Source organism: candidate division WOR-3 bacterium, assembly GCA_016934535.1.
GTDB lineage: Bacteria > SDB-A > SDB-A > SDB-A > SDB-A > JAFGIG01.
Genome location: JAFGSQ010000011.1, coordinates 17,130 through 43,481, shown reverse-complemented (window position 1 = coordinate 43,481; position 26,352 = coordinate 17,130). Strand labels below are relative to the sequence as shown.

Below are 26,352 nucleotides of genomic sequence, written 5' to 3'. Positions count from 1 at the left end.
GCCGCTTTCATCCAACCTTTTTTTGGGATAACAATAGACCAATCCATTTATACTGTCCATTAAAACTAATTTTGAACCAACAGCCCCTGTTATTCTACTTATTAAACCTGTCCCTTTTATACTGTTTTGTCAAATCGTTTTGGAACCAACGTCCCCCTTTTCGAAAGAATAAACCTTAAGATTAATGTATATTGAATTTAATAACATTGACAATGTATATACATAGTAATAAAATAATATATGAATGTTTATAATTGGAATCAAGAAAAAAATGAAAAACTTAAATTTGAAAGAAATATAAGCTTTGAGGAAATTATATTGGCAATTAATGAGGGAAATTTAGTTGATGTATATGAACATCCAAACCAGAAGGATTACATAAATCAAAAAATTTATGCAGTGAATGTTAATAATTTTATATATTTAGTGCCATTTGTTAAAAATGATAATGAAATATTTCTTAAAACTATAATACCAAGTAGAAAAGCAACTAAGATTATTTTAGGAGGTAAACATGAATAGTAAATTAAAATATGATAATGAAGAATTAAAAATATTAAATAACTATGAAAATGGAAAATTAAAACAATCAAAATCATTTAAAGAAGATATAAAAACAGCAAAAGAATATGCTAAAAATACTATTTCAAAATCTAAGCATATTAGTATAAGACTATCCGAAAAAGATATACAAAAATTAAAAATAAAATCAATTGAAACAGGAATTCCATATCAAACATTAATAGGAGCATTAATTCATCAATATACTGAAAATAAAATTAAATTAAAAATTTAAGAAGCGGGTGAACTAGATATAAAAAAGCAGCCGTGATACAACATTAAGATCAACTAAACCGAAAGAAAAAAAGATTAAACTCACAAAGAAAATAACCGAAACTGAATTTGATAATGGATATTGGTATTCTGACGAGATAAAAGCCTTTGCCAGAGAAATCGGCATAAAATATATCGGCAAACTTCGCAAAGACGAATTAGAACAACTAATAAAATATTACATCAGGAATGGACGGGTAAAAAAATCAGACAGAAAGAACGTTGTAAAACGTGGGAAAAAAGACATTGAAATCGGACTGACAGCTTCATTGCCGGTTATCAATTATACGAGTAACAAACAGACAACGGATTTTATAAAAACAGAAGCAGACAAACTTGTAAGAGGACTAAAAATAAAATCAGGAGTCTGGTATCGTCTAAACCGTTGGCGTGATCGACAAATTACAAATGGAAAAAGAATAACTTATGGAGACCTGATCAACCAATTTATTATACTCAATCAGACAGAGGGGAAATTTGAAAAGGTTGATGTCGGAAGATATATAAATTTTATTTCTGACTATTTGGCAAACGAAAAACGTGCGACAAGACAACAGGCTATTGACGAATGGAAAAAACTAAAAAAATTGAACGCCGAAAAGAGCTATAAATCCTGGAAGCAACTAAGGAAAAATATACGCCCGAACCGCTAAAATCCGGTATGAGTTTACCGTCGCAGAAATTTGGGGTCAGGAAGAGAAATTGAATCCTCTTACAGAGTCCAAACAGAAAACAACAGAACAAGCATTGTCGTCAGAAATCTGAATCCCGGTGTTTACTTTTTCAGGATAGAGGGTGAAAGAAAATTACATGAGGGAAAGTTTGTAATTTTATAGTTATTCCAAGAGATATTTCAAGGAACTATCCTGATTCCCCTTGATCTCGGTGAATTGTCAAAGACTTCTATCACATGAAAGACGAGAGCCATTGATTTTTCAGGTGAAATACCGTGTATGAAGTCGTGGACGGTGTTTATGTATTCGACCGTATTTCTTTCGTATTCGGAAAGGTTGGGATCTTCCGGATGTATGATCTGAGCGACGGCTTTTATCTCATAAGACGGTATGTCGAGAAAGACGATTGAAACCAACGGGCATGCAATTATGTTAAGGAAAGTGTGGGTCCTGAATTCTTCAGTGGTGTAAAGTTCGAGACTGACCTGTTTAGTTTTGTCGAAGATGTCCGGATTGCTGTAAAGTGAATCGAGGATGTCGAGTTTACGGATGAAAGAAGAATCGAAATTATCTGTCAGAAGTTCTGACACTTCTTCAATGAATTCCTCTTTCGGAAGGAACCCGAGACCTTTTACGGCGTTGTTAATGCTGATTCTGGTGTCTTCCCTTTTTCCGCCGTATGAAGCGATCATACCTGAATGAGGGCCCGAAAGAGGCGGCATCTCCCCGTTTTTCCACATTTGAAGGGCTTCTCTCCTGCTCGCGATGTTCCACTCCATAAATTTTTCAGACAGGTTATTTACAGTTAATTCGATCCATTCATTTTCGGTCAAGACTCTGATAGTACCCTCCGGGAGCCTTGTGAGGTCAAGGTTGTCCTGAATGTAATATGGATGCAAATTTTCAGAAATATCGAGCGATGTCGGCATGCCCGATTCTGCCTGCGAAACAGTGGCGAAAATCATCAAAACAGGGAAAAAACAAAATACTTTCTTCATTGCACCCTCCAATGGAAAAGTTTTCGTTATTCTATCACACAGTCAGGTCTATTTCATGTTTAACATAAACTGCTGAAACGGAAAATAAAATATTTTTGAAGAGACTGTTTCCCAATTGACGATAAAAAAGATAAAATTTACAAAATAATGTGAAGTCAATTTTTACGACTCACGCCGGTCAAATATAATTATTGATTGGATACGATGGGCATAGAAAAAGATATATTCGAATTCAGAAACTTTTCTGTCCTTCTGACAGATTCGGAGTTGACAGTACTGAATTGCGGCAAAGACTTTCTAAAGATAGCCGAAGGAAAGTCTGAAAGCGGCAAAAATGTAAAAATTTCGGATTTGTTCGGACCCAAGAACAAAGAATATATTGAGACAGCTCTTGAAAAAATCATGGCGGATGGCAAAGAATCCCAAATCGAAATAAAATATGAAAAAGACAACCGCGAAATGACCGCGATCATGAAGATTATTCCTTTTAAAATTGAAGCAGGTTTTTCAGGCTCAGTATGCTTTATTATTGACGCCACTTCGATAAACAGAATGTGGACTAAAAATTTAGAAGAACTTAAAAGCACATTGAATGAAAGAGTGGAAAGAAGGGCATCAAATCTCGCCAAGACCAATCAAAAACTGCAGGAAGAACTGAACAGAAAAATGGAAATAGAAGAAGAACTTAGATTTTTCGCCTCTACGGACGACCTGACAGGCATTTATAACAGACGCGCGGGTCTTTTATTTCTCGAGCACAGGATAAAGGAATCTTTTAAGGAAAACCTTCCATTTTTGATATGTTTTGTCGACGTCAACGGACTGAAAAACATCAACGATGATTTTGGACACAACGAGGGAGACAATCTGCTTGTCAAACTCACAGAGATTCTCAATGCTTCGATAAGGGAATCTGACGTCGTGTTCAGGCTCGGAGGAGACGAATTCATAATAATTTTTCAGTCCCTGGCGCTTGAAAAAACCGATCTTATCTGGAAAAGGATTAGAAAAAATTTAGACACTCACAACGCAAAAGAAGAAACGAAATACAACATAACAGTCAGTTACGGATTCGCAGTGTTCGATCCTCAGAACCCAAGGAGCATTGAAGAGCTTATCTCGTTCGCCGACCTTCAAATGTACAGAAAAAAAGAAGATTTTTACAAAAACTACGGGCAGAGATGAAAGGGAGAAAATCTCATCACGCTATGGAGACGTCTTCGCACAGATAGACGTCCTGTATGGCGTTCAGCAGACTGACTCCTTCTTCCGAAGGTTTTTGAAAAGCTTTTCTGCCTGAAATCAGCCCCATACCTCCCGCTCTTTTGTTTATTACGGCAGTTTTAACTGCTTGAGACAGATCATTCTCGCCTGATGCTCCGCCCGAGTTGATAAGCCCGATTCTGCCCATGTAGCAGTTGGCGACCTGATATCTCGTCAAATCTATTGGATGTATTTTTGCGAGAGTGGAATAAACATCTTTGTGGGTTTTTCCGAATTTTAAGTCTCTGAATCCGCCGTTGTTCTCAGGTTGTTTCTGTTTGACTATGTCCGCCTCAATGGTTACGGCGAGATGGTTGGCTTGTCCTGTAAGGTCTGCGGAAACGTGATAATCTGTTGACTGGGTTTTAAAGCTCTCATTCCTGAGATAAGCCCACAAAATAGTGACAAGGCCAAGTCCGTGGGCGTGTTCGAACGCCTCGGAAATCTCGGTTATCTGTCTTCTCGATTCCGCGGATCCGTAATAAACAGTTGCTCCGACAGCGATTGCTCCCATATCGAAAGCCTGTTCGACGGAGGCAAAAAGCGTCTGATCGTGGATGTTTGGATATGTCAAAAGTTCGTTGTGGTTAATCTTTACTATGAATGGAATCTTGTGAGCGTACTTTCTCGCCACGGAACCGAGGACTCCGAGAGTGGAAGCGACGGCGTTACATCCTCCGGCTATCGCGAGTCGGACAATGTTTTCAGGATCGAAGTATTCGGGATTCGGAGCGAAAGAAGCGCCGGCAGAATGCTCTATACCCTGATCTACGGGCAGTATGGAAAGGTATCCCGTTCCGGCCAATCTTCCTGTGTTGAAAATCTGCTGAAGATTTCTCATTACGGTCGTTGGTCTGTCGCTTGCAGAAAACACTCTGTCTATGTAATCGTTTCCTGGAAGATGAAGGTTCTCTTTTGGGATGCCTGAACAGCGGTAGTTCAGGAGGTTTTCCGCTTCGCCGCCGAGACATCGAATTATTTTTTCAATCATGCGGCCTCCTTTTATTTTGAAAATAACCCTACATTTCGGTTAAAATTCTAATACGCTTTCTGATACAATTCAATGACTTAAACCGGAGATGAAAATGTGCGGAAGATTTGCTGTAAAAAGCTCGCTGGCTCAACTGAAAAAGGATTTTGATGCCGCGATGGCTGAAAGTTTTGACGCCCAATCCGTCAAAACACCGTCTTACAACGTGGCTCCCGGACAAAATGTTCTGATTTTGGTTTTTGAGGGAAACCGGAAAATAAAGTCTGCGAAGTGGGGGCTTGTTCCTTCCTGGTCGAAGGAACCGAAAACGTCTTACAGTATGATAAATGCCAGAGCGGAATCTCTGGCCGTAAAACCTTCTTTTTCCGGAGCTTTCAGAAACAAAAGATGCATAGTGATGGCTGACGGATATTACGAATGGAAAAAAACGGGAAAAGAAAAAACGCCGTTCTATTTGTTTAATAAAAACGGTGAAACCATGGCTTTCGCGGGTATATTTGACGTCTGGACAGACGGGAAAGGTGTTTTTTTGCAGACTGTTTCAATTGTAACAGTCGAAGCAGGTGCCGGGATAAGATTCATTCATGAAAGAGCGCCGGCAATTCTCGGCAGAAAAGACCTGGACGTCTGGATAGACAACGGAATTTTCGACAGGGGGAAGCTGGACAGTGTGTTGAATAATGAAGAAGGAAAAAGCCTGGTTTTCCATGAAGTGTCGAAAAAAGTCAATTCACCTTCATTCGATTCACCCGAATGCATCGCCCCGCTGGAGTGAATATAAAGGAAATGCGACCCAACTGATTCGATTTACGGGCAAAGGATAAAATACCTCGTTACAAATTGATCGCAATTAATTTTATTTGTCCTTTTTAATGTCTTCGAATTTGCCTTCCTCGGCTTTTTTATCAAGATTTTTAAATATGCTCAAAGTTTCATCGTCATTGTTCCGGCGTTTAATTTTTCCGGAAGCGTCTTGTTTTATTCTCGATGAAAAGAGAAAATACAAGAACAAAAAACCGATGATAAATAGAATGATCGCAATGACTGTAGTACAGCTTATTATCGCCGGCATTTTGTTATATACGTTCTCCTCTGCCGACAAGTTTCCACGCTGAAGGCAGGATCAAAGACGCCAAAGCTATTTTAAGAAGGTCGGAAACGACAAATGGAAGGACTCCGATTTGCAAAGCCCTGGAGTATCCGGTGTAAATTCCAAGCCAAGCAAAGCCGAAAGCGTAAATAACCGCGTTTCCTGTTATCATCAGGGCGGCGGTTTTGAGGATGTTCCTGTCGAATTTTTTCTCGGCGAGATATCCTGCTGCGTAAGCGGCGAAAGCAAAACCCGCCAGATATCCGCCGGTAGGACCCGCCAAATGAATAAATCCGGCCGTCCCGCCGGAAAAAACAGGCAGGCCGAGGACTCCCTGAGTTATATATAAGATGACGCAAGATGCGCCTCTTTTGGAACCAAGAGCGGCGCCAAGCAGGAGGACCGCGAAAGTCTGGAACGTGAATGGTACGGGGCTGAAAGGGACAAAAACGAAAAACTGAGCGCTGGCTGTCAGTAACAGTGTTCCTGCGATCAAAAGTGCTGTTTCAAAAAATATTGCCCTGACGTTAGTCTTTTCTTTAATAATTCCTGCCAGTGTCATTATTTCCTCCGTATTGGTTGAGCTGATTTTTAATTATACACAAAAAAAAAGAGAACTCAATTTTTTTGAGTTCTCTTTGATATATTTAAATACCGGAATCAGTTTCTGTTGTAATTCCTCCTGTAATTATCTCTCGTCGGCCTTTCTTTTTTCATCGGCCTGGCTTCATTGACCTTTATGACTCTGCTTTTGAATTCTCTTCCATCAAGAGAATCCTTGGCGTTCCTGGCTGAATCCGGATTAGCCATTTCCACAAAACCGAATCCTTTGCCTTCGATTATACTGACCTGCTTGACTTCTCCGAATTGCTGGAAAAGCTCCTGCAGTTCTTCTTTAGTAGCCGAATAAGCCAGATTACCAACATACAACCTGCATTCTTGCATCAAAACCTCCGTATGCAAAACAACATAACCTGTTTAAAATGTTTTCAAGGGAGAATATTGGAGATTACCTGACTTAAAAACATAATTAAACTTGCCTACAATATGTAATTTCTACCATTTAATGAAATGTTTGTCTAACTGTATTTTTAAGACCCCCGAAGAATTTTCAAAAATTCCATTTCATCAAACATCTGAAGCCTTTTCCCGGTTTCCGCCTTCGTGTGCGGATGAGACATAAATATTTTTGAAAATAATGAAGATTCCCAGCTCGCTTTTATGTTTGTTTGGCGGATTTCATGTGTTATCCTGTAAATTATCGTGTTGCTTGGAAAATGACTTTAAAAAGCAGGCAGAAACGAAAAGAATAGGTTAATTAACGTAATGTCTGAAAGATGAGGTTTTAAATTTTATTGCGGGAAAATAGTAATTGAAGAAAATTACAGTTAACCTTAAATTGATAAAAAGAAAACTCACCGGAAAAAAGAGCCGCTCAAAAACCTCAAAATACGTCGGTATGAATATTATGGCGGCTATAACCGGTATTGTATGCGGAATCATTGCCGTCTGTTTCCGTTTTCTAGTCAATGTTTTTACCGATCTGTTTCAGGTTAAAATAAATGCCTCTCTGAATTCCTTCTATCCCTTTCACATAATTTTTCTTCCGGCTCTGGGAGGAATTTTGTCGGGTTTACTGGTTTATTTTTTTGCGAAAGAAGCAAAAGGGCATGGTATCCCGCAGGTTATGGAAGCTTTTGAAATGTTCGGCGGAAAGATAAGAAAAAGGATTGTCGCTGTAAAAGCTCTGTCTTCTGCCGTGACTATCGGATCAGGTGGGTCGGCTGGAAGAGAGGGACCCATAGTCCAGATGGGAGCAGGAATAGGATCGGCTTTCGGCCAATTTTTTAAGCTCAACGTATATCAGACCCGCATTCTCCTCTCGTGCGGTGTTGCCGGTGCCGTATCCGCGACGTTTGACACTCCTGTCGGAGGCGTGCTGTTTGCCATTGAGCTGATAATAAGGGAATTTAAAACAAAATCTTTCGTCCCGATAGTTATCTCATCTGTCTTCGCGAGCCTTACGTCCAAATTATTCCTTTCTCTTATAGGTCAAAAACCTGAATTGATTTTTACTCTTCCTCCATACAACATCGTCAGCAATTGGGAATTTTTATTCTATATAATTTTGGGTCTAATATGCGGAGGAATAGCTTTTTTATACGTGAAGTCCGTTTACCTGTCTGAAGACGTTTTCGGAAAAATGAATTTCTCAGAATTCCTGAAACCGGCTGTAGGCGGATTATTTACAGGAATAATTGGCGCCATTTTACTCGTGAAAACAGGACATCTTCTGGTTTTTGGCAACGGATACGACACTATAAATCTTTTAATGAATGCGCGTTTGTCGCTTTTTGTAGTAGCATCGCTTGTTTTCCTTAAAATTGCAGCCACTTCTTTTACGATAGGTTCAGGGGGATCCGGCGGCGTTTTTGCCCCTTCTCTTGTAATTGGAGCCATGGCCGGAGGCAGTTTGGGAATCGTTCTTAATCAGGTGTTCCCTTCGATTACAGCAAGTTTCCAGGCTTACGCGATTGTCGGAATGGCGGCCGTTTTCGCCGGAATGAGCAGAGCGACGATGACGGCGATAATCATGGTCTTTGAAATGACGGGCAACTACAACATAATAATGCCGCTGATGCTGTCTTGTGTCATAAGTGATATTGTCGCCATCGTGACTCTTAAAGGCAGTATATACACAATAAAGCTCAAAAGACGGGGAGTGAACATCGAACACGACATGGAAGTCAACGCTCTTGAGACCGTAACGGTGGAAGAGGTGATGAAAATTGATGTCGTCACCGTTAATGAAGACTCCTCGATCGAAGATGTGGAAAAATTGATAATTGAAACAGGTTACGGAAAATTTCCGGTTGTCAAAGATAATCGGGTTACGGGAATCATCACAGAAAAAGAGATGGCGTCCGTAAAAGAAAACAAATCTTTAAAAGTATCAGATATTATGAGAAGGGAAATAATTGAAATCTATCCGGATGACACCCTTGAGGACGTACTTACTAAAAACGAATTCAGGGCGTCTCCTCTCTACATAGTAGTGAGCAGAGATGAAGGCGCGAAATTCGAGGGAATTTTGACGCGATCCGACATATTTTCAGCTTACAGAGAAAAAAAAAGATCTCTTTTCAAAAAAAACTTCTGATTGTTTTCCGTTTTGACTATTTCATGATTTTGTAAAAGAGACGAACCACTGGCGTTTTTTGCGTGCAGGGTGGAGTGAAGTCCAAAGAACGTCCGGAAGATACTGAACCGTTTCACAGTAACCGCAGACGGCATTTCTCGGCGTTTCAACAGTTATGGTAAGAGGAGCGCCGCACTTTACGCACGTAATTGAAACAGGTTTTGTCTGACCAAGTATTTTTGTTTCGTCGCTCTGTTTTTCAGCGCAAAACAGCTGATTGGCGTCTTGTATCCAGTTGAATTGTTCGGGGAGAGGGAATGAAGGATTGTGCTCCCTGCAGGACGGACATTCGACGAACGAGTCTTTTCCGGCAGGATACAATTCGACGTCGAGTTCTGTTCCGCATTTCAGGCATTTCGGCAAAGACGCTGTTTTCTCGACAGTCAGATCGTTATACGTCAGCTGTCTTGTTATACCGGTGGATGACGTAATAACAGTTTTCCAGAAATGAACGTCGAGATCTATGTTTGAAAGACATGATCCGCATTTTATAGAACTGAACAATCCGTTGACGAATACCGGCTGACTGCAGTAAGGGCATTTCATTTCTATTTTAAAACCGAAATATCCGGGTTTCAAATCTTCAAACCTCGATCTCGCCTCCTCTTTGACTTTAGGGTCTGTCGCGTTCCGGAATATGTCCCACAAAACGTGTCTTTGAGTTATTGCTCCCACGGCGAGGACGGAAATGGATTTCTTCGGGTAGTTCATGGCGAGGTTTTTCAGCTGGTCCGTATCGGCAATCTTCATTATTGCGGCTTTACATACGTAAATGTCATTTTCTTCCCTGACAAGATCGGTCAAAAAATCATCTCCGGGAGACGTCAAGGTTTCGACAGAGGCTATGCGTCCCGAGGGATGTGCCGCCGTTCTCGACAAGTACTTTAGAGTGTCCTGGTCGTCTATCAGTGAAGCCAGACTGCGGGCGGAGGAAAGAAAAACTTCTTCGGCCAAAAGCCGCGATATGACCGGAATGTTTTCCTTTTTAAGTTTTTTCGCGGCAAAGGTTTTGACGTTTTCATTCGCAGATTTCTTTATTATGTCAAACAAAGTTTCCTGGCGCGCGGTTTTTTCGGCTATTGACATGAGAATCGAGTCGTTTGTTTCCCTGTCGGCCCGTTCTGACAGGAAATTTTCGTCCGGTTCGGTTTTAAGGATGGCTTTGGCTCTGATTTCATCGTTTTTCGCTTCGCGGGCAATTTTTTTAAGGTGTGTTTGCAGGGGTTTTTTTGAAAAAATGTCCCCTGCAATAGAGTGGTTGTCGGTATTGAGAGCTATTTCGAGCAGGACGTTTTCGTCTTCGATTTTCCTGACGGAGTGACTGTGAATGGAGCTGAGGGAGTTGTCGAGCGCGAAAGAGCGGAGAGTAGCCGGGTCCGAAATGTTTGCTATGGCCGCTATTTTAGCATCCGTTACCGGGTCGTTCAGGACAATTTCTTCAAGAATCTTCAAATTGCCGATTTTTGATATATTTTTTATTCTGTATTTTAAAGAGCTGTGTTTCCACTTCGGCCTGAAAAAATCCCTGAGCTTCCAGTTGCCCGTGAATTTGCTTTTCTGCATGTAGAAGAAAAGAAAGATTAACAGCCACGAAGTTGTCCATGCCAGAAAGGGCAGGGGGTCAGCTGAAATCTTTGAAAACAGAGTTTCCAAACCCGACATGAACGATGCGGGTCTGATGACGCTGTAATAACCTAATCCCCCCAGAGCCATAACTGCAAAACCTATTGCGCCCTGCCCGATGGCGACGCAAAGCGCCGCGGCGAATTGTCCCATTGAAAAAAAACCCGCGGAAAACTGCGCCAAGGTGAATAATCCTATGCCGAATTGGCCTATGAAAATGACGCCGGTGCCGAATTGCGCTATGGTTATGACGCCGGTGCCGGCAAAACCTATTGAAAAAAAGCCCCTGGCGAAAAAGCCCGCCGAAACAAGAGGCATTCCGAATATTTTTACCTTTGAGCTCCACATTTGATCCTCGTTTGTGAAAGTACCAAATGATTATATAACAAACCTGCTAAAAAAAAATTAAAACTCGGTTTCATAAAAAGCGGCTGTAATTTGAAAACCTATGATTTATAATCTTAACCGGAGTTATATGAAAATAGTTAAAATAAAGGAGAATGTATGCTCAAACGAGGATTCGTATTTTCCGCCGCAGTCATTTTCTTCTTTTCTTGCAGTAATAACATTCCCGAAACCAATCTCCACGCTCTCGATCTCAAACCTGTGAAAGACGTCTCTGAAAAAACCGATTTCACCGAAATAGGTATATCTTCGGATTTCGGAGAAACGTTTTACGAAAAAGTTTCCAGCGACGTGAACCCGCGCATGATGGGAGCCGGACTTCCTTTCGATGAAAACGCGATTATCAACTTGAACGAAGTGCTGTTATTTTCAGGGCTGTCCGGTGTACCGGCTGAACTTCTTGAAAACGGATTCATTGTTACTTCTTCCCTGTATCTGACGGACAATCCGGTCAGTGCTTTCGAGGTTATCGAAAGCTCGAATCAGCCTGTTTTCGTTTCATCGGGAATTGCACTTCACCTGATGCACATATTTTTTGACAATTCATTGAAACACGTCGAAGAAAATTTTCTTTACGCTGACCTCGTAAAGATATTGATTTATCTCTACGAAACAAACTTGCGCAGGGAGAACTTTTTAGCGGCCGCTTATTCAGGAGTGGCTCTGAAACTTCTCGAACCGTCGCATGAACTGGACCCGATCATCGCAGAGATAGTGGAAAAGGAAGTACAGCTGATTGAAGCTCATGAAGGTTTTGCCGAGAGCAATGTTTTCGGTTACAAAGAGGATTTTTCTCAGTACGTCCCCAGAGGGCATTATCCGTCGAGCGATTCCCTAAAAAGATATTTTAAGGCGATGATGTGGCTCGGAAGAATGACTTTCCCTCTAAAAGGAAATCAGAGCGGACAGGAGATGTATCTCGTCAGCGAAGAAAAAGCGATTTACATGACGGGCACCGCGCTTCAGATGGTTTCGGACCTCTGTTCGGGGACGGCGCCGGACGGCGAAAAGTATATAGACAAATGGTGTAAAATATATTCTGTTACGGCTTTTTTCGCCGGTTTTGCCGATGACATGTCTGTTCCAGAGTATCTCGGAGCGGTCAAGGAGACTGAAAGCGGCGAATTGACAGCGGGAGATTTATACAACCGTGATTTTTACGGAAGATTTTCGGGTATTTTGATTAAAAATTATCTTGATTCAAAAATTTACAGCGGAACCGGGGCTCTTGTCGCCATGCCTGATGAAACCGGAGAATTCGACACGAATGAACTGATGAAAACACAGGAGATAACAGCCGGCTTCAGGCTTTTCGGTCAAAGATACGCTTTCGACAGCGAAGTGCTCGGCAGAATGGTGTTTCCGACAATAGGACCGAACAGATCAGGTGAGAGAAGGTTTATGCCGTCAGGGCTGGATGTGGCCGCCGTATTCGGAAGTCAGGCGGCTTACAAAATACTGTGCGAGAACGGAGACACTTTCTATTCAAATTACAATAAGAACCTGAATGATCTGAAGGACAGAATTCTCGGATTCGAACAGAAGGTCTGGCATGAAACGCTATACAATAACTGGCTTTTGTGTATTTATCTGCTGATGAAAGAGAGAGGGGAAGGATACGCGGATTTCATGACCACTGAATTCTGGCAGAAACATTCTCTGTCGAATTTTCTGGCTTCATGGGCGATGCTCAGGCACGACAATATTTTGTACGTCAAGCAGAGTTACACAATGGAAGCCGGATGCGCACCGAACAACGGGCATGAACCGCCGCTGCCGCCTTCGGCTGGATTTGTCGAGCCTGTTCCGGAAGTCTATGCCGAAGTCATCGCTGTGCTGACTATGCTCGAAAAAGCTTTAAAATCGTACGGCTATTTTGACGAGGCTTTGACGTGGAAATTCAGCAGGGCTCGGTCAGTTATGGAAAGAATAAAAGAAATATCCGAGAAAGAACTCGCAGGAAAACCTTTAAGCGCTGAAGACGCCGATTTCCTGAAATATTTTTCTTCGAGCCTTCAAAACGCCCTGTCCGACGGAGGGGACGTAACAGAAGGAGTGGAAACAAGCCTGATAGCAGATGTTCACACGGATCAGAACAGTTCGTCCGTCCTCGAAGTCGCTTCAGGCGATCTCGACCTCGCAATAATAGTGTACGCAAGGCCCGACGGACACATTGAAGCTGCCCTGGGTCCGGTACTCAGTTACTGGGAATTCACGTGGCCGATGGGAGACAGACTGACTGACGAGAAGTGGAGGGAATTGACAGGCGATAAAGCAGTGGAAAGACCTGATTGGATTTATATAACTCGATGAAATAAACGGTCTATAACGGAGGCTGATATATGAAGAGATTTATTGCGGCCCTCGCGCTTTGGGTTTTACTGACAAGCGCAGCTGCTTCAGAAACTGTAAAAATTGCCATTGCGGCGACTTCGGATCTCCAGAGCGTAATTTTGCCTTATGAAATGACCAAAGATGGACAAAAATTCACTGTGGGAGGTTTTGAGAGGATATCGGCTTTCAAAAGTAACCTCGAATCCGACACTTGTTTTCACGGAGTTCTTTTGGTGTCTTCAGGAGACGATTTTATAAATCCTCTTTTTTCCATGTTCAATGGAGAACCCGAAGTTACCGGCATGAATATGTCGCGTTACGACGTATATTGCCCGGGGAATCATGAGTTTGACAACGGAGCGGAGGTCTTCGCAGAAGCGATGAGAAAGGCTGATTTCGATCTGATTTGCGCCAATATGACTTTTTCAGACACAAGTCTTCAATCGAGAATAAAACCTTACACGATAAAAGAAATCGGAGGAATAAAAATAGGATTTTTCGGACTGATGACACCGGATTTTTTCAAACTGACAAACCCCGGCGATTCACAGGTTTTTATGCCGTTTGACCTGCTTGATGCAGCCGAAAAAGCTGTCTGTGAGTTAGAGATTGCCGGATGTTGCTGCATAATAGGCTTGACGCATACGGGTTTTACTTACGACAGTATCTTGGCAATGAATGTCGAAGGAATAGACGCTGTCATAGGCGGGCACGACCACACAGAGTACTGCGTTGAAGTCAACGGTGTTGTCCTTGTCCAAAACGGTGCACGAGCACAGACGATAGGCACTCTCGTGCTGAGTTTCGAGGATTCAAATCTATTCTCGATAGATTTTAGATCTCAATTACTTGATTCTACTGCCGGATCTGACGAAGAAGTGAGAGAGATCATGCTGGAATTTCAAGAAAAGTACAAAAGCGGTTTGTCTACACCATTAGGGGTCTCAATGGTTCCGTTTGACGCGACGAGAGCAGTTGTAAGAGGCAGAGAGTCCAACATCGGGAATCTGATTTGTGATTCGTGGTTGAGGTGGTTTCAGGATGCTGACGTCGCCTTCCTGAACGGAGGTTCCATAAGAGGAGACATGATATATCCTGCCGGAGAGATCACATACGGGACTGTGCTGGAAATACTCCCTTTCAGGAATGAACTGATAAAAGTCGCAATGACTGGCGCTGAAATCAAACAGACTCTCGAAGTCTCGGCTTCCGGACAACTCGGTGCTCAGTTTGACTGCCCGGATTCTATGCGCGCTTCATACGGAGGATTTCTTCAGGTCGGAGGAGTCAGATTTGAAATAGACACGCTTAAACCTTCTTTCTGCGCTGTCTATTCCGGCAGGGAAGTTTTGCGCGTACTCGAACCTGGAGCCAGGATTGACAGTGTCGAAATATTTCAGGAAGGAAAATGGAACCCTCTGGAACCCGAAAAAATCTATACAGTAATAGTCAGCGACTGGTTGGCAGGAGGAGGAGACGGACACTTTGTTTTTCTCGGCGATTCCATTGAAAAACAGCCGACTTCTGTTTATGCTCCGGATCCGTTCCTCGATTTTTTCATTAAAAACCGGTCAGTAGAAGCGCTGACAGACGGAAGAATCAGGATCAAATGATGTTGAAAAAAGCTTACGTAGTGGATCTAAGTCTCGGGCAGGATTTTTTCGATTATTTCAACAAAGACATAGGCGGTTATTTGAAAACCGTATACGTAAACGGATTCGAAATGAAATATCCTGATCTCTGTGAAGCTTCTCTCGTCGTTATCTCAGGCTCGCAGTATTCCATAAACGACGATTACGAATGGCTCGATTACGCCGTGGAATATTATCTCCGGTGTTTTGAAAAATCGATTCCCGTGATAGGCATCTGCTACGGGCATCAACTCATTGCCAGGGCTCACGGAGGCAAAGAAGCCGTTGGAAAAGCCGAATCACCTGAGATGGGCTTTATTGAAGTCAAAGTTCTCGAAGACGGACCGATTTATTCGGGATTGCCTGGCCGCTTCAAGGTCATCGGAGCACATTACGATGAAGTCAAAATCGTTCCTGATGACTTTAAAAGGACGGCTGAAAGCGATAAATGCAGGGTCCAGTCCATGTTGAACGCATCCAAAGCAGTTATGGGGATTCAGTTCCACCCTGAAATGAAAGGCTCGACTGCAAAAAAGCTGTTTACCGACGAAATACTGAAAATGAAGGGATACGGAATAGATCTGGAAAAGGTTATCTCAGAAATGCCGGACGATAGATTTGGTGCGGAATTGATCTTTAAAAACTTTATAGATGAATTTGTAAAAAGAGGAGAAAGATGAAAACTTTGATAGTGTACTATTCGCTCGAAGGCAACACCGATATGATTGCCAAAGCGATGGCTGAAAAGATAAACGCCGATCTTTTGAGAATTAAACCTGTGAATGACTACAAACCCTCGGGGGCTGGAAAATATTTCACAGGCGGGACTTCAGTGCTGTTCAAAAAAAAACCGCCCCTTGAGACCATATCCATTAATCCCGGAGAATATGACCTGATAATCATTGGATCTCCGGTTTGGGCCGGATCTTTTGCACCGCCTCTCAGGACTTTCTTTTCAAAAGATTATTTGAGCGGAAAAAAGACGGCTCTTTTTTGCTGTCACAGAGGAGGGAAAGGCAAGATATTCCAAAACATGGAAAAAGCACTCACAGGCAATGAGATTTTGGGCAGTGCGGATTTTGAAAATCCTCTCGCTGAAAACACGGATCTGGAGTCGACAAGAGCCAAAGAATGGGCAGTCAGCATGGCTGAAAAGGCAGAAGGCAAATGAATAAAAAAATCTACATAATCCTGGCCGTCTTGATTTCAGCGGCATGTTGTTTTTCTGCGGACTTTTCAGGAAACTGGCAGACTACATACGGAAGAATGATACTTGAACAGAGCGGCGATGAAGTCAAAGGGGGGTATTTTTTCAGCGGATACTGTGAAATTTCAGGTAAAATAGACGAGAACGGAAGGTTTAATTTCAGATACGTCGAACCTTCGGCGGTCGGCGAAGGATGGTTCGAACTTTCATCCGGCGGCGGAGCATTTACGGGGAAATGGAGGCAGGACGGAACGGTTGTTTGGTACGACTGGACCGGTACGAGATCTTTGCCTGAAGACACTTCAAAAATCTGGCTCGTAGTTCTCGAATCCGAGTGGCAGGAATCCATGAACGAGGATGAATACTCGTTCGGAGACATGCTGGAAGCCTTTTTCGCACGCCTCAGTGAAGTCGAGGTCAGGCAGAGATTCGTCCACGACAAGAGAGATCTCATAAATTTCTGCGCTGAAACCGCGATTCTTCCCGGGAGAGTGTGCATCCTTTTCGCAACGCACGGAGAGAAAGAAGGTTTGGTTCTCAGAGACGGTATCGCCGGAGCAGATGAAATTGTCGACGCCCTTAAGCCCTGTGAAAATCTTTTGCTCATTCATTTCAGCTCGTGCAACATTATGTCGGGGGATATACCGGACAGGATACTGCGTTCGCGAAGAGACTGGAATGACGGACTTGTCGTGTCCGGCTATGTCCAGCCCGTCGATTGGGCCGGAAGCGCGGTTTTTGAATTTTACTACCTGAATCTTATATTAGAGAACGGCTATACACCGAGAGAAGCCGCAGAAACAGCTGAGCACATTTTCAGATTTTCCGGGACTGCCACAGTAAAAGGAGTGGAAGGTCTCGGGTTCAGGTGGAAAACTCCGTAGTGCGGGAAGAAAAAAACAAACTCAATCTTAAAATAGTTGAGGCTTCGGCCGGTTCGGGAAAGACGACAAAGCTCGCCTCCGAATACCTATCAAAATTGTTCCTGTCTTTCAGGAACCTCATCCTTAAAAGAAATCCCGGCGATGATTTTACTTCTGAAAATATCGAGGAATTCAGAAAAACACTCAATTCCGTAATCGCAGTGACTTTCACGAATCCCGCTGCGAACGAGATGGGTGAAAGGATACTCGGCTATCTTTGGAAGTTTTCGGATATTGATAGCAATTACGACGGCGCGATTATGACAGTTTTCGATGAAGTTTCTGAAAGATGCGGTTTTAAAGCAGACGAAAGCAGAAAAATAGTCGCAACCTGGTCGAAATTTTTTCTCGAGCTCATAACGACATGCTATTCAGACTACAACACGGGAACGATAGATTCCCTGTCAGCTAAAATACTGAAAGTGGTCTCTCCGGAGATTCAAGGGATAAAGGCGGATTTTAAACTCAAAGATAATATCAAAGAAGATTTGGAAGATTTGGTGCGCGATTTTCTCATAACAAAAGTCGAAAACAACTGGCGGGAAGTGGAAACTTCTATTGAAGAAATCGTGCAATTAGACCCCCGAGGAAATTTCAATTTAGACAAAGCATTAATAAAAAAAATTGCCGGCATATTTAGTTTAAAAAATGAGAGCTCAAAAATAATTGAAATTAAGAACCTTGAAAATAAGCTTTGGAAAGCATTTTACGGCAGTGTTTCGCTGTGCAAAAAGTATTTGGAGGTCATTGAAAAGCACTACGGTAAAATTAATCACAATACATTTTCAGAATCTGCAGGGCAGTCTCTCAGATCTATAATTCATGATGACCGAAAAACATTTGAACAACTTATTAAAATAGCCGAAAAATCCTTTGTTTCAAAAAGTTACGACTACATTATCAGGGTCAAAACGGGAGATGATGTAAAAAAAGAAATAAAAGATGTATTCGATCCGTTTTCAAAGTCGCTCAAAGAATTCGTATACATATATTCCTCCCTGAAAGTGGCTGCGATTTCTAATCTGACGGAAGAGTTCACGGTTCATTTTTCCGGAAGGAATAAAAACACAGTATACCTGCAGGAGATATTCTCCCTTATTAAAAACTGCCTCACTGAAGAATCTCTTCCTTATCTTTATCTTAAACTGTCTGAAAGGTTTTCTCATTACCTCATAGACGAATTTCAGGACACGAGCACGGCTCAGATAAAAATGCTGGCTCCTCTGGCGAGCAACGCCGTCGTTTCGGAAAAAGAGAACAGCTCGCTTTTTATTGTCGGCGACAGAAAACAGGCCATATATCAATGGCGCGGCATAGAAAGCGGGATGCTCGATCAGGAGAAAGTGCTGGAACTTTTCGAACTAAAGGAAAGCGCGGGAACTGCCGGCACCTACAGAGAAAATCTGGATTACAACTTCAGGAGCGACAGGGAAATCGTCGGTTTCAACAATTCCTTCTGGAAAAAAGAGAATCTTGATATGTTGGGTGTTTTCGGATTGGAAAACGAGTTCGACGGGAATTATTCAAACACGGAACAAAAACTTCCGGCTTTTAAAAATTTTGACGCAGGTTATGTCGAAATCTCTGTTGTCGAAAAAAATGACGATTTAGAAAATCCCGCTTATTCGAGAATTCATGAGACGATAGTTAAATTAAAAGAATCCGGATGGAAAAACGGCGACATTGCAGTACTTTTGAGGAAAAACGACCATATTAAGGAGCTGTTTGAATATCTCTCTGAAAAAGGGCACGAATGCATAACTGACGAGGCAATGTATTTGACAAACGATGCCTTGATCAGGGAGATCATTTCATTCATCAGATTTCTAGATTTTCCTCCGGACGATCTCAGTTTTTTCGAATTCGCCGGCAGCAGATTACTCGGAAAAGCCGCCGAATCTTTAGGAATTAAATACCGTCATCGCGACGATTTGTATTATAAAGCCCAGAGACGGTTTTATTCGGTTTTCAGAGACGAACACGGCGAAGTGTGGAACAGATTTGTAGATCCTTTTTTCAAGTCTGTGGGTTTCATGACAGCTTACGACATTTTTCAGGACATGATTTACAGATTCAGGATTTATGAAAATTTTCCCGAGTCATCCTTCTTCATAATCAAGTTAGGAGAGACACTTCACGATTTGGAGGTTTCACAACGAACATCAATTTCATCTTTTCTCTCTTTCATAGAAGACATCTTGTCAGAAAAGAACCGGACCTTTTACATCGACATACCTCAGGGAGAGGATAAAATCAAACTATTGACGCTGCACAAATCAAAAGGACTCGAATTCAGCAATGTAATACTGGATATTTCCGAAGAATTAAAAGGTAATACCGACAGCATATACACTGATGAAACCGGAATTAAATATATTAAAAAGGAGTGGGCGGGTCTGGACGAAAGACTGGGAAACGTTTACCGGAAAAGTATCGTCAAAGACAACTCGGGCGAATTTAACCTGCTTTACGTAGCGATGACAAGAGCAAAACACGGTTTGTTTATGATAGGGAAAAGAAAAAAGAGCGGAGAAAATAAAACGGGCATCAACAGAATCAACTGTTTTCAGGACATTGTTTTAGAGAACAGGCATATCAAGGAAAAAATTGACGGAAATAATTTATTGTCATTCGGAACACTCAATGAAAAAAAAATAAAAACGGAAATTGACTCAGAATTCCTTGGGATTCCTTCAAAAAAAACGCCGGTTTTCAGCATGAACAAGGAGTATCTGGTTTACAAAACCGGTGAAATCAAATCTGACAGACAGAAAAGAGGAGAAACGATACATGAAACTCTTTCGTTTCTCGGAGTTTATAAAAGCGGTGAAAAATTCGAGGAAGACTTGAAAGAAAGACTCGGGCTGAAATTGCTGAACAAAAATGAAAGAAAAGAGATGATCTCTTATCTTTTAAAACCTGAAATTTCAAAATATTTCGTAGGTGATATTGAACTCTTTAATGAACGGGAAATCTTGTCTGATTCGGGTGAAATTTACAGGCCCGACAGAATTGTAGTTGGAAAAGACGCAATGGCGGTTGTTGATTTCAAGACGGGAAGCGAGAATGAAAAAGAGCATTCCGAACAGATAAAAAAGTATAAAAAAAAGCTCGAAGAAATATATACGGGACGAAAAATTGAATGCGTATTGATATATCTCGACGAAAAGAAGGGCGTCTTTGTCAAGAATTGAAATCATTGATTTTTCCGAAGACCTTGTAAAAAGAACGGCCGAGGAAATATTGAACCTGGGTAAAGAATCCTCCAGGGTTTATGTTGTTTTTCCATCCAAAAGATTCGAGTTCTTTCTCAAAGATGAATTTGCAAAGAGGATAAAGAAAACCTGTTTTTTGCCTCAAATGAAGACCATAGACGAGTTTGCCGTAAAACTGTATCAACTCTCGGCGCCGGCTTTTACAGCGGCGAGTGAGATGGAATCCTCTTACATTCTATATAAAACAGTTAAAGAAATATTCATAGATAATAAAATTTACGCAGGAAAAGAAGACACTGAAAGCTTTTCCTCGTTCTATCCCTGGGCGCTTAAGATTATGGCGTGTGTCGAAGAGATACTCGTCGAGTCCGAAAAGATCCCGGAGCAAAACAGTCTTTACGAAAAATTCTCTTCACTCGGCGAATACAGCATCGAATACAGAAGTTTTATCGAAAACATGCCGAAAATAATTTCCGGTTTTGTAAAGTCTCACGAAGACAGAATGAAATTTACGAGAGGAATGACTTACAGAAAAATAAGGTCGAAAAGCATAATGAATAAATTTGAATTACTCGGCGCCGAATCCTTTGTCTTTGCGGGTTTCAACGCCTTGAACTCGAGCGAAAAGCTGTTAATCAGGAATGTTCTGGACAGATACGAAAATTCACTTTTTGTTTTGAGAACTGAAAGATCGAAAAAAACGACAGCCCTGTCTCCTTTCAGAACAGCTTATGAAACGGTGGAAGGATTGAAAGACATCTGCGACAGCAATTTGAAAGAAGCCGGTAAGTTCGATTATTCGAAAATCCTGAAAAAAATAAAAATATATCCGTGCTCGAATGTCGAACACGAAATGATACAGATTTTTGACGCTTTGGCTGAATATTTGAGAGAAAATAAAAATGGAGATTTGACAAAAATAGGAGTTTTACTCCCGGAACCTTCGAACCTGATGTCTTTTGTCAATAACGTAGTCGCGAGGTTCGACCTCGAAAAAGAAAAAATACTGTTCAATATAACATTAAATTACCCGTTCCAGAGAACACCTCTGTTCCAGCTATTGGACACCTTGTTGAAGATAACCGAAAATATAAAAAACGGTATGGTGCCATCTTGTCTTTATCTGGATATGATAAGGCATCCATACGTAAAGCTTTCCGGACATGGTGAAGACAAAAACCTTTTGAGGGTGGAATTGCACAGATTCGAAGAGTTGTTGGTGGAAAAAAACATACTTGAGCTGGAAGTTGACGGAAAAGGCGGATTTAAAAACATTGAGAAATGGAACGAACCTTCGGAACTTTTCAGAAAGATCAACAGGATTTATATGCCGCGAAAAGATGAAAATCTCACGGAACTGTGCGGCAGACTGATAGAATGTCTAGATATAATTTCCTCTGAAAAGTATTCTTATTTGTTTTTCGGAGATTTTATCTTGTCTGCGCGGGAAGCTTTGATTGAAACAAGCGGTTTTTTCGCAGAATACCCTGAAGCGGCGGACAGCGGCTGTGCAAAAAACAGCGCTAATCTCATAAGGCACAAACTTTCTCTTGTCCCCGTAAGGTTCAAAGGGACACCCCTGGCGGGAATTCAGGTGATGGGAGCTCTCGAATTCAGGAACATTAACTTTGACGCGGTTTTCATTGCCGATTGCATCGAAGGCGTAATGCCCGATGTTTCTAAATACGATCCTCTTCTGCCGGGCGATATTAAGGAATTATTCTCGATGAGACATTACGGCGACTGGGAAAGTATATACGCGTCGAATTTCTTTTCCGTGCTTGCTTCAGCAGGATCAGTAAAAATATTCTATCCGGAAAAACTCGGTGGACAGGTAAAAAAGCGAAGCAGATTTATCGAGACGCTTTTTTATGAATCAGACAATGATTCCAGGGAGAATATTATAACGAAAAAAAAGCTCCGGTTCTCGCTGACACCGGTTGAAAAAACCCGTAGTGTGAAAAAAACAGACGAGATAAAAGAAATGATGCTTGAAAAAGGTCTGTCTCCGAGCTCTTTCGAAGATTATATTTCCTGCCCGCTTAAATTTTATTTCAAGAGGATTCTCAAACTCGAAGAAAGGGAGTCCCTGGAAGAAAATCCTGACGCCGCTGAGATCGGAACGGTTGTCCACGAGGCTCTGAAGGAATATTACGGTAAAAAAACGTATGACATCTCTGAGATGAAAAAAATTCTGACAAATATTTTCCATAAAAAGGGAATTATTTCCGATGAAGGACTCGGAAAAATAAGATTCTGGGCGATGAATAGAATTGTAACGAATTTTCTCGAGTGGGACAGAAAAAACATCGAGGAAAACAAAATTGAAATAATCGCCTTGGAAGAAGAAATATCGGAAGAATTTCATTGCGAAAGTCTGAAAGTCGGTTTTCGGGGAAAAATAGACAGAATAGAACGATCAGAAAATGAGATTATAATTTGCGATTACAAGTCAAAAAAAAGTGAGTCATTGTTTCATAAAAACTTTTTACAATACGAGGCTCCTGAATTTGTTGATCTTGACCCTGATAATTACAGGAAAAAATTCAGAGAGCTGAATAAAATATGTAAATGTTTTCAGGTGCTTGTTTATATAAGAATGCGGTCTAAAATGGGGAACGGAATCGGGAACATAAACGGGAAGTATTATTTTCTCAGAGAATCTTCGGATAAAATCGAAAATAAAGTTTTTAAAGAAAAAAAGACTGTATTGGAATACTACAATAAATTCAACGGGATATTTGAAAGCGTTCTGAGAGACATCTTTTTTAACGAGGAATTTTTAGCCACACCGTCAAAAAAAAGCTGTTCGTACTGTTCCTTCAGGAATCTCTGCGAAGTGAATAAGAATTAACTTGAATCATTTCGTCGAGGCTGTAAAATAATCTGGTGTTGAAAAAATACTATTGTTCCGACGATTCAGTTTCAGTAAGGCTTTTGGGAGACAATTCGGCGAGCCTTTTTCATCCGGACACAGGCGCGAGAAGATATCTCAACTCAACCGGAATATTTATCTGGAGAATGCTCGACGGAAGCAACTCTTCAAAAGACATTGAAAATGCGCTGAAGGATGAATTTGACACTTCTGAAAAAGAAGACGTCGGGAAAGAAATATCCGAATTTCTGGAAAGTCTTGTTTCCGGAGGATTCGCACATTCAAAAAACGCCTCTGAAAAGGTTCCAAGAAGAGAAGATTTTATCCATTCCGGTGAATCACCGAAATCTATAGACGTGTCCGTGACAAAAAAGTGCAACCTGAAATGCAAATACTGTTTTTATGAACGGGAGATGAAAACCCGGGATGACTTGTACATAAATGAGTGGTCTGACTTTTATTCTGAATTGAAAAACCTCGCCGTCGAAGAAATTTGCCTAAGCGGAGGGGAGGTTTTTGTAAGAGAAGACATCTGGGAGCTCATTGATTCAGTTGTAGAAAACAACATGAGATATTCGATACTGACAAACGGGACTCTCGTAAACGAAAAAAGCATCGAAGAATTCTTCAAGGGTAAAAGAGCCGCGCGTTTATCTTACATGCAGTTTTCGATAGACGGTTCGTGCGAAGAGATACACGATTTGTCGAGAGGTCAGGGAAGCTTCAAAAGAGCTGTAGGGGGCTTGAAGCTGGCGAAAGAAGCCGGCCTGAACATCGCTGTAAGGCTTACAGTCAACAGGCACAATTTGGAAGATCTCGAAGACGCGGCGAAATTTCTTCTCGAAGACCTTGGCGTTCATTCATTCAGCACCAACGACGCCATGCCGATGGGAGCGGGTTGCTGGAACAAGGAAGACATAGCCCTGAATCCTTTTATGCAGGTCGAAGCCATAAAATTGCTGGGGCACCTGGAAGAAAAATACGACAGTAGAATAGTGGCTCAGGCCGGTCCTCTCGCCAAATGGCACCTTTACAGAAAAATGGAGAAGATGAAAAAATACGGAATAAAACCGGAACCGGGTATGGATTACCTGACCGCCTGCGGATGCGTGTTCAGCAAGCTTGCGGTTCATCATGACGGGACGATAGTTCCCTGCAACATGCTTCCGGACATAGAGCTTGGAAAGATAAACAGAGATTCCGTCAAGGATATATGGATGAATAGTCCGGTCCTGAAAAAGATGAAAGAAAGAAGACTTGTGCCAATGAGTGCCGTTCAAGCCTGTATGGACTGCGAATGGAACATGTTCTGCAACGGCAGTTGTCCTGCCCTGGCCGGTGTGAGCGCAGAAAATTTCATATTGCCAAGTATGCAGGACTGCTACAGGAAACTTAAGGAAGAAACCGGTGCCGAATTCTTCGAGTAACACCCGGCCTCTGAGAACCATATACATGTATTTGACGGGAAGCTGTAACTTAAAATGCAGGCATTGCTGGATAAATCCTCATTTCGAAAAAAATGCCGGAAAATGTCTTCCTTGGAACGAATTAAAGAAGATAATCCAGGACGCAAAGGAAATAGGTCTTTCATCTGTAAAGCTTACCGGAGGCGAACCTTTTCTTCACCCGGAAATACTCGGAGTAATAAAGGGACTGAAAGAAATGAAATTAGGAGTCACGATAGAAACCAACGGCACTCTAATTGATGAAGAGGCACCGGAGCTGCGGGGAACCTTAGAAATTGATATTATTGAATGCCGCGACACGCTGGATTGTAATTTGAGACAGATCCTTTATACGGATAAATCATCAAAAGACGGTAAAAATGGTATTAGAATTTTCTCTTCATAATTTTTTTTCACGCCGCGATTTCGGGATTTTCGACAAACTTTAACAATTATTCAATATGACGAAAATTATTTTCAAAACAGTGAATTCAGAACGGTGAAAAAAAGCCTTGAGATAAAGACAAAACTCTCAGGGAAAAAAGAAAAATTCTGTTGTGAGTTATTACTTGCACGGAAAAATTTTTCTGTTTTGAAATATGTTATTGACAGAAATATATCAGTTTCAAAAGTCAAGCTTGAACCATACGACATAACAATTGCTTATTATTGGCAGAAGAAACCGTATGTTCTCTACAGATGGTTTTCTAACGACGGCAGTTTTAAAGCCGATTATTTCAACGTGGCCGACTCGATCATAATAACGGAAGGGAAAGTAGAGTGGAGAGATCTCGAGCTGGACGTACTTTTCTACCCCGACGGTTCCCACGAAATTCTCGACGCCGATGAAATTCCCGCGAAGATCCCTGAAAGCCTTGCCCTGTACATAGAGAATGCAAAAAACACGATAATAAGAGATTATAAAGAAATAATTTATAACGCCATGGTTAATTCAGGAGATATTTCTTTTGGACTGCGCGAGACTTAAATCAATTCAGGAAAAACTGCGAACACGTGTGTCTTTAAAATGTTTTACAGGCAAGATGGAATTTGTCGCCGGTTTCGACTGTGCGTTCGAAAAGGATATGATTATCGGAGCGGTGGTGCTGATGAAATATCCTGAATGTGTAACTGTTGAAAAGAAATTCGACATTCGTAAAGCGGAATTTCCATACTTACCCGGATTTTTGTCTTTCAGAGAGATCCCCGCGCTCATAGCGGCTTTCAGAAAACTCGAAATAAAACCCGATCTTTTGATAGTCGACGGACAGGGTATATTACATCCGAGGTTTTTCGGCATCGCCTGTCATCTCGGTGTCATTCTCAATAAACCTTCGATTGGTTGCGCCAAGAGCAGGCTCTGCGGAGAATACGAAGAACCCGAAACGAAAAGGGGCGGTAAAAGCCCGGTCATATTAAACGGAAAGACAATGGGATATGCCTTGAGGACAAAAGATGGCGTAAAACCGGTTCTCGTGTCTCCCGGACACATGATGACTCCTCTCAGGGCGGCTGACATAGTTTTGAAACTGTCTTCATACAGACTTCCGGAACCGGTAAGAATCGCAGATATTTTTTCAAAGGAATGTAAAAGTATCAGACATTTCTTATAATAATGATCGAATAAAAAGAATATAATTATTAC

At 41.6% G+C, this 26,352-nt stretch carries 24 protein-coding genes; 18 read left to right on the top strand and 6 right to left on the bottom strand.

The features are described from left to right. Positions 1-240: 240 nt before the first annotated feature. From JXL83_02305 to JXL83_02290, 4 genes are all read left to right on the top strand, one after another. The gene (locus JXL83_02305) at positions 241-522 is read left to right on the top strand and encodes a BrnT family toxin (protein ID MBN2362944.1); all 282 of its coding nucleotides are present in this window, start codon (positions 241-243) and stop codon (positions 520-522) included. Then, on the top strand, positions 515-796 hold the full coding sequence (locus JXL83_02300) for a hypothetical protein (protein MBN2362943.1): 282 nt from the start codon (positions 515-517) through the stop codon (positions 794-796). The genes JXL83_02305 and JXL83_02300 overlap by 8 nt, the downstream gene beginning before the upstream one ends. Positions 797-869: 73 nt before the next feature. Next, positions 870-1,487, top strand: a complete 618-nt coding sequence (locus tag JXL83_02295; GenBank protein ID MBN2362942.1) for a hypothetical protein — start codon at positions 870-872, stop codon at positions 1,485-1,487. A gap of 30 nt (positions 1,488-1,517) precedes the next feature. Then, positions 1,518-1,670, top strand: a complete 153-nt coding sequence (locus JXL83_02290) for a T9SS type A sorting domain-containing protein (GenBank protein MBN2362941.1) — start codon at positions 1,518-1,520, stop codon at positions 1,668-1,670. Positions 1,671-1,687: 17 nt separating this feature from the next. On the opposite strand, the gene JXL83_02285 is transcribed toward JXL83_02290, so the two are convergent. Continuing rightward, positions 1,688-2,506: a hypothetical protein gene (locus JXL83_02285; protein ID MBN2362940.1), complete on the bottom strand. Its 819-nt coding sequence runs from the start codon at positions 2,504-2,506 to the stop codon at positions 1,688-1,690. A 204-nt stretch (positions 2,507-2,710) separates the two neighbouring features. Here JXL83_02285 and JXL83_02280 point away from each other — a divergent pair, with 204 nt between their 5' ends. Beyond that, complete coding sequence (locus JXL83_02280) at positions 2,711-3,691, top strand: diguanylate cyclase (protein MBN2362939.1); 981 nt, start codon at positions 2,711-2,713, stop codon at positions 3,689-3,691. Positions 3,692-3,707: 16 nt separating this feature from the next. On the opposite strand, the gene JXL83_02275 is transcribed toward JXL83_02280, so the two are convergent. Then, a complete protein-coding gene (locus JXL83_02275; protein MBN2362938.1) occupies positions 3,708-4,760 on the bottom strand; it encodes a class I fructose-bisphosphate aldolase in 1,053 nt (350 codons plus the stop codon). A 94-nt stretch (positions 4,761-4,854) separates the two neighbouring features. Here JXL83_02275 and JXL83_02270 point away from each other — a divergent pair, with 94 nt between their 5' ends. Continuing rightward, entirely contained in the window at positions 4,855-5,535 is a 681-nt protein-coding gene (locus JXL83_02270) for an SOS response-associated peptidase (protein ID MBN2362937.1), read from the top strand. An 81-nt stretch (positions 5,536-5,616) separates the two neighbouring features. Here the strand turns inward: JXL83_02270 and JXL83_02265 are convergent, their stop codons facing one another. From JXL83_02265 to JXL83_02255, 3 genes are all read right to left on the bottom strand, one after another. Next, on the bottom strand, positions 5,617-5,832 hold the full coding sequence (locus JXL83_02265; protein ID MBN2362936.1) for a hypothetical protein: 216 nt from the start codon (positions 5,830-5,832) through the stop codon (positions 5,617-5,619). Between the two features lie 4 nt (positions 5,833-5,836). After that, positions 5,837-6,412: a biotin transporter BioY gene (locus tag JXL83_02260; protein ID MBN2362935.1), complete on the bottom strand. Its 576-nt coding sequence runs from the start codon at positions 6,410-6,412 to the stop codon at positions 5,837-5,839. Positions 6,413-6,510: 98 nt separating this feature from the next. Further along, positions 6,511-6,795, bottom strand: a complete 285-nt coding sequence (locus tag JXL83_02255) for an RNA-binding protein (GenBank protein ID MBN2362934.1) — start codon at positions 6,793-6,795, stop codon at positions 6,511-6,513. A gap of 427 nt (positions 6,796-7,222) precedes the next feature. Between JXL83_02255 and JXL83_02250 the strand changes: the two genes are divergently transcribed. After that, the gene (locus tag JXL83_02250) at positions 7,223-9,010 is read left to right on the top strand and encodes a chloride channel protein (protein MBN2362933.1); all 1,788 of its coding nucleotides are present in this window, start codon (positions 7,223-7,225) and stop codon (positions 9,008-9,010) included. Between the two features lie 21 nt (positions 9,011-9,031). Here JXL83_02250 and JXL83_02245 read toward each other — a convergent pair whose 3' ends face one another. Then, complete coding sequence (locus tag JXL83_02245) at positions 9,032-11,020, bottom strand: hypothetical protein (protein MBN2362932.1); 1,989 nt, start codon at positions 11,018-11,020, stop codon at positions 9,032-9,034. Positions 11,021-11,176: 156 nt separating this feature from the next. Here JXL83_02245 and JXL83_02240 point away from each other — a divergent pair, with 156 nt between their 5' ends. The 11 genes from JXL83_02240 to JXL83_02190 all read left to right on the top strand — a co-directional run bounded on the left by JXL83_02240 (position 11,177) and on the right by JXL83_02190 (position 26,320). Then, on the top strand, positions 11,177-13,390 hold the full coding sequence (locus tag JXL83_02240) for a DUF3160 domain-containing protein (protein ID MBN2362931.1): 2,214 nt from the start codon (positions 11,177-11,179) through the stop codon (positions 13,388-13,390). Between the two features lie 29 nt (positions 13,391-13,419). Beyond that, on the top strand, positions 13,420-15,024 hold the full coding sequence (locus JXL83_02235; GenBank protein ID MBN2362930.1) for a bifunctional metallophosphatase/5'-nucleotidase: 1,605 nt from the start codon (positions 13,420-13,422) through the stop codon (positions 15,022-15,024). Next, complete coding sequence (locus JXL83_02230; GenBank protein MBN2362929.1) at positions 15,021-15,722, top strand: gamma-glutamyl-gamma-aminobutyrate hydrolase family protein; 702 nt, start codon at positions 15,021-15,023, stop codon at positions 15,720-15,722. Before JXL83_02235 ends, JXL83_02230 begins: the two co-directional genes overlap by 4 nt. Further along, a complete protein-coding gene (locus tag JXL83_02225; GenBank protein ID MBN2362928.1) occupies positions 15,719-16,213 on the top strand; it encodes an NAD(P)H-dependent oxidoreductase in 495 nt (164 codons plus the stop codon). The genes JXL83_02230 and JXL83_02225 overlap by 4 nt, the downstream gene beginning before the upstream one ends. After that, positions 16,210-17,133, top strand: coding sequence for a hypothetical protein (locus JXL83_02220; GenBank protein MBN2362927.1), 924 nt, complete (start codon positions 16,210-16,212; stop codon positions 17,131-17,133). Before JXL83_02225 ends, JXL83_02220 begins: the two co-directional genes overlap by 4 nt. Next, positions 17,118-20,366, top strand: a complete 3,249-nt coding sequence (locus JXL83_02215) for a UvrD-helicase domain-containing protein (GenBank protein ID MBN2362926.1) — start codon at positions 17,118-17,120, stop codon at positions 20,364-20,366. The genes JXL83_02220 and JXL83_02215 overlap by 16 nt, the downstream gene beginning before the upstream one ends. Further along, positions 20,353-23,241 carry a PD-(D/E)XK nuclease family protein gene (locus JXL83_02210; GenBank protein MBN2362925.1) on the top strand — a complete coding sequence of 963 codons (2,889 nt, stop codon included), beginning with the start codon at positions 20,353-20,355 and terminating at the stop codon, positions 23,239-23,241. The genes JXL83_02215 and JXL83_02210 overlap by 14 nt, the downstream gene beginning before the upstream one ends. 38 nt (positions 23,242-23,279) lie before the next feature. Then, a complete protein-coding gene (locus tag JXL83_02205; GenBank protein MBN2362924.1) occupies positions 23,280-24,689 on the top strand; it encodes a PqqD family peptide modification chaperone in 1,410 nt (469 codons plus the stop codon). After that, positions 24,670-25,113: a radical SAM protein gene (locus JXL83_02200; protein ID MBN2362923.1), complete on the top strand. Its 444-nt coding sequence runs from the start codon at positions 24,670-24,672 to the stop codon at positions 25,111-25,113. Before JXL83_02205 ends, JXL83_02200 begins: the two co-directional genes overlap by 20 nt. A gap of 186 nt (positions 25,114-25,299) precedes the next feature. After that, positions 25,300-25,695 (top strand): DUF402 domain-containing protein, encoded by a 396-nt coding sequence (locus JXL83_02195; GenBank protein MBN2362922.1) that lies wholly within the window; start codon positions 25,300-25,302, stop codon positions 25,693-25,695. Then, positions 25,676-26,320 carry an endonuclease V gene (locus JXL83_02190; protein MBN2362921.1) on the top strand — a complete coding sequence of 215 codons (645 nt, stop codon included), beginning with the start codon at positions 25,676-25,678 and terminating at the stop codon, positions 26,318-26,320. Before JXL83_02195 ends, JXL83_02190 begins: the two co-directional genes overlap by 20 nt. The last annotated feature ends 32 nt before the right edge of the window (positions 26,321-26,352 follow it).

What these genes read in the sequence shown, in the direction of transcription:
- JXL83_02265 (MBN2362936.1), bottom strand. Translation starts at nt 5,832, where the DNA reads ATGCCGGCGATAATAAGCTGTACTACAGTCATTGCGATCATTCTATTT.
- JXL83_02270 (MBN2362937.1), top strand. Translation starts at nt 4,855, where the DNA reads ATGTGCGGAAGATTTGCTGTAAAAAGCTCGCTGGCTCAACTGAAAAAG.
- JXL83_02305 (MBN2362944.1), top strand. Translation starts at nt 241, where the DNA reads ATGAATGTTTATAATTGGAATCAAGAAAAAAATGAAAAACTTAAATTT.
- JXL83_02235 (MBN2362930.1), top strand. Translation starts at nt 13,420, where the DNA reads ATGAAGAGATTTATTGCGGCCCTCGCGCTTTGGGTTTTACTGACAAGC.
- JXL83_02280 (MBN2362939.1), top strand. Translation starts at nt 2,711, where the DNA reads ATGGGCATAGAAAAAGATATATTCGAATTCAGAAACTTTTCTGTCCTT.
- JXL83_02285 (MBN2362940.1), bottom strand. Translation starts at nt 2,506, where the DNA reads ATGAAGAAAGTATTTTGTTTTTTCCCTGTTTTGATGATTTTCGCCACT.
- JXL83_02275 (MBN2362938.1), bottom strand. Translation starts at nt 4,760, where the DNA reads ATGATTGAAAAAATAATTCGATGTCTCGGCGGCGAAGCGGAAAACCTC.
- JXL83_02220 (MBN2362927.1), top strand. Translation starts at nt 16,210, where the DNA reads ATGAATAAAAAAATCTACATAATCCTGGCCGTCTTGATTTCAGCGGCA.
- JXL83_02225 (MBN2362928.1), top strand. Translation starts at nt 15,719, where the DNA reads ATGAAAACTTTGATAGTGTACTATTCGCTCGAAGGCAACACCGATATG.
- JXL83_02255 (MBN2362934.1), bottom strand. Translation starts at nt 6,795, where the DNA reads ATGCAAGAATGCAGGTTGTATGTTGGTAATCTGGCTTATTCGGCTACT.
- JXL83_02300 (MBN2362943.1), top strand. Translation starts at nt 515, where the DNA reads ATGAATAGTAAATTAAAATATGATAATGAAGAATTAAAAATATTAAAT.
- JXL83_02245 (MBN2362932.1), bottom strand. Translation starts at nt 11,020, where the DNA reads ATGTGGAGCTCAAAGGTAAAAATATTCGGAATGCCTCTTGTTTCGGCG.
- JXL83_02260 (MBN2362935.1), bottom strand. Translation starts at nt 6,412, where the DNA reads ATGACACTGGCAGGAATTATTAAAGAAAAGACTAACGTCAGGGCAATA.
- JXL83_02240 (MBN2362931.1), top strand. Translation starts at nt 11,177, where the DNA reads ATGCTCAAACGAGGATTCGTATTTTCCGCCGCAGTCATTTTCTTCTTT.
- JXL83_02230 (MBN2362929.1), top strand. Translation starts at nt 15,021, where the DNA reads ATGATGTTGAAAAAAGCTTACGTAGTGGATCTAAGTCTCGGGCAGGAT.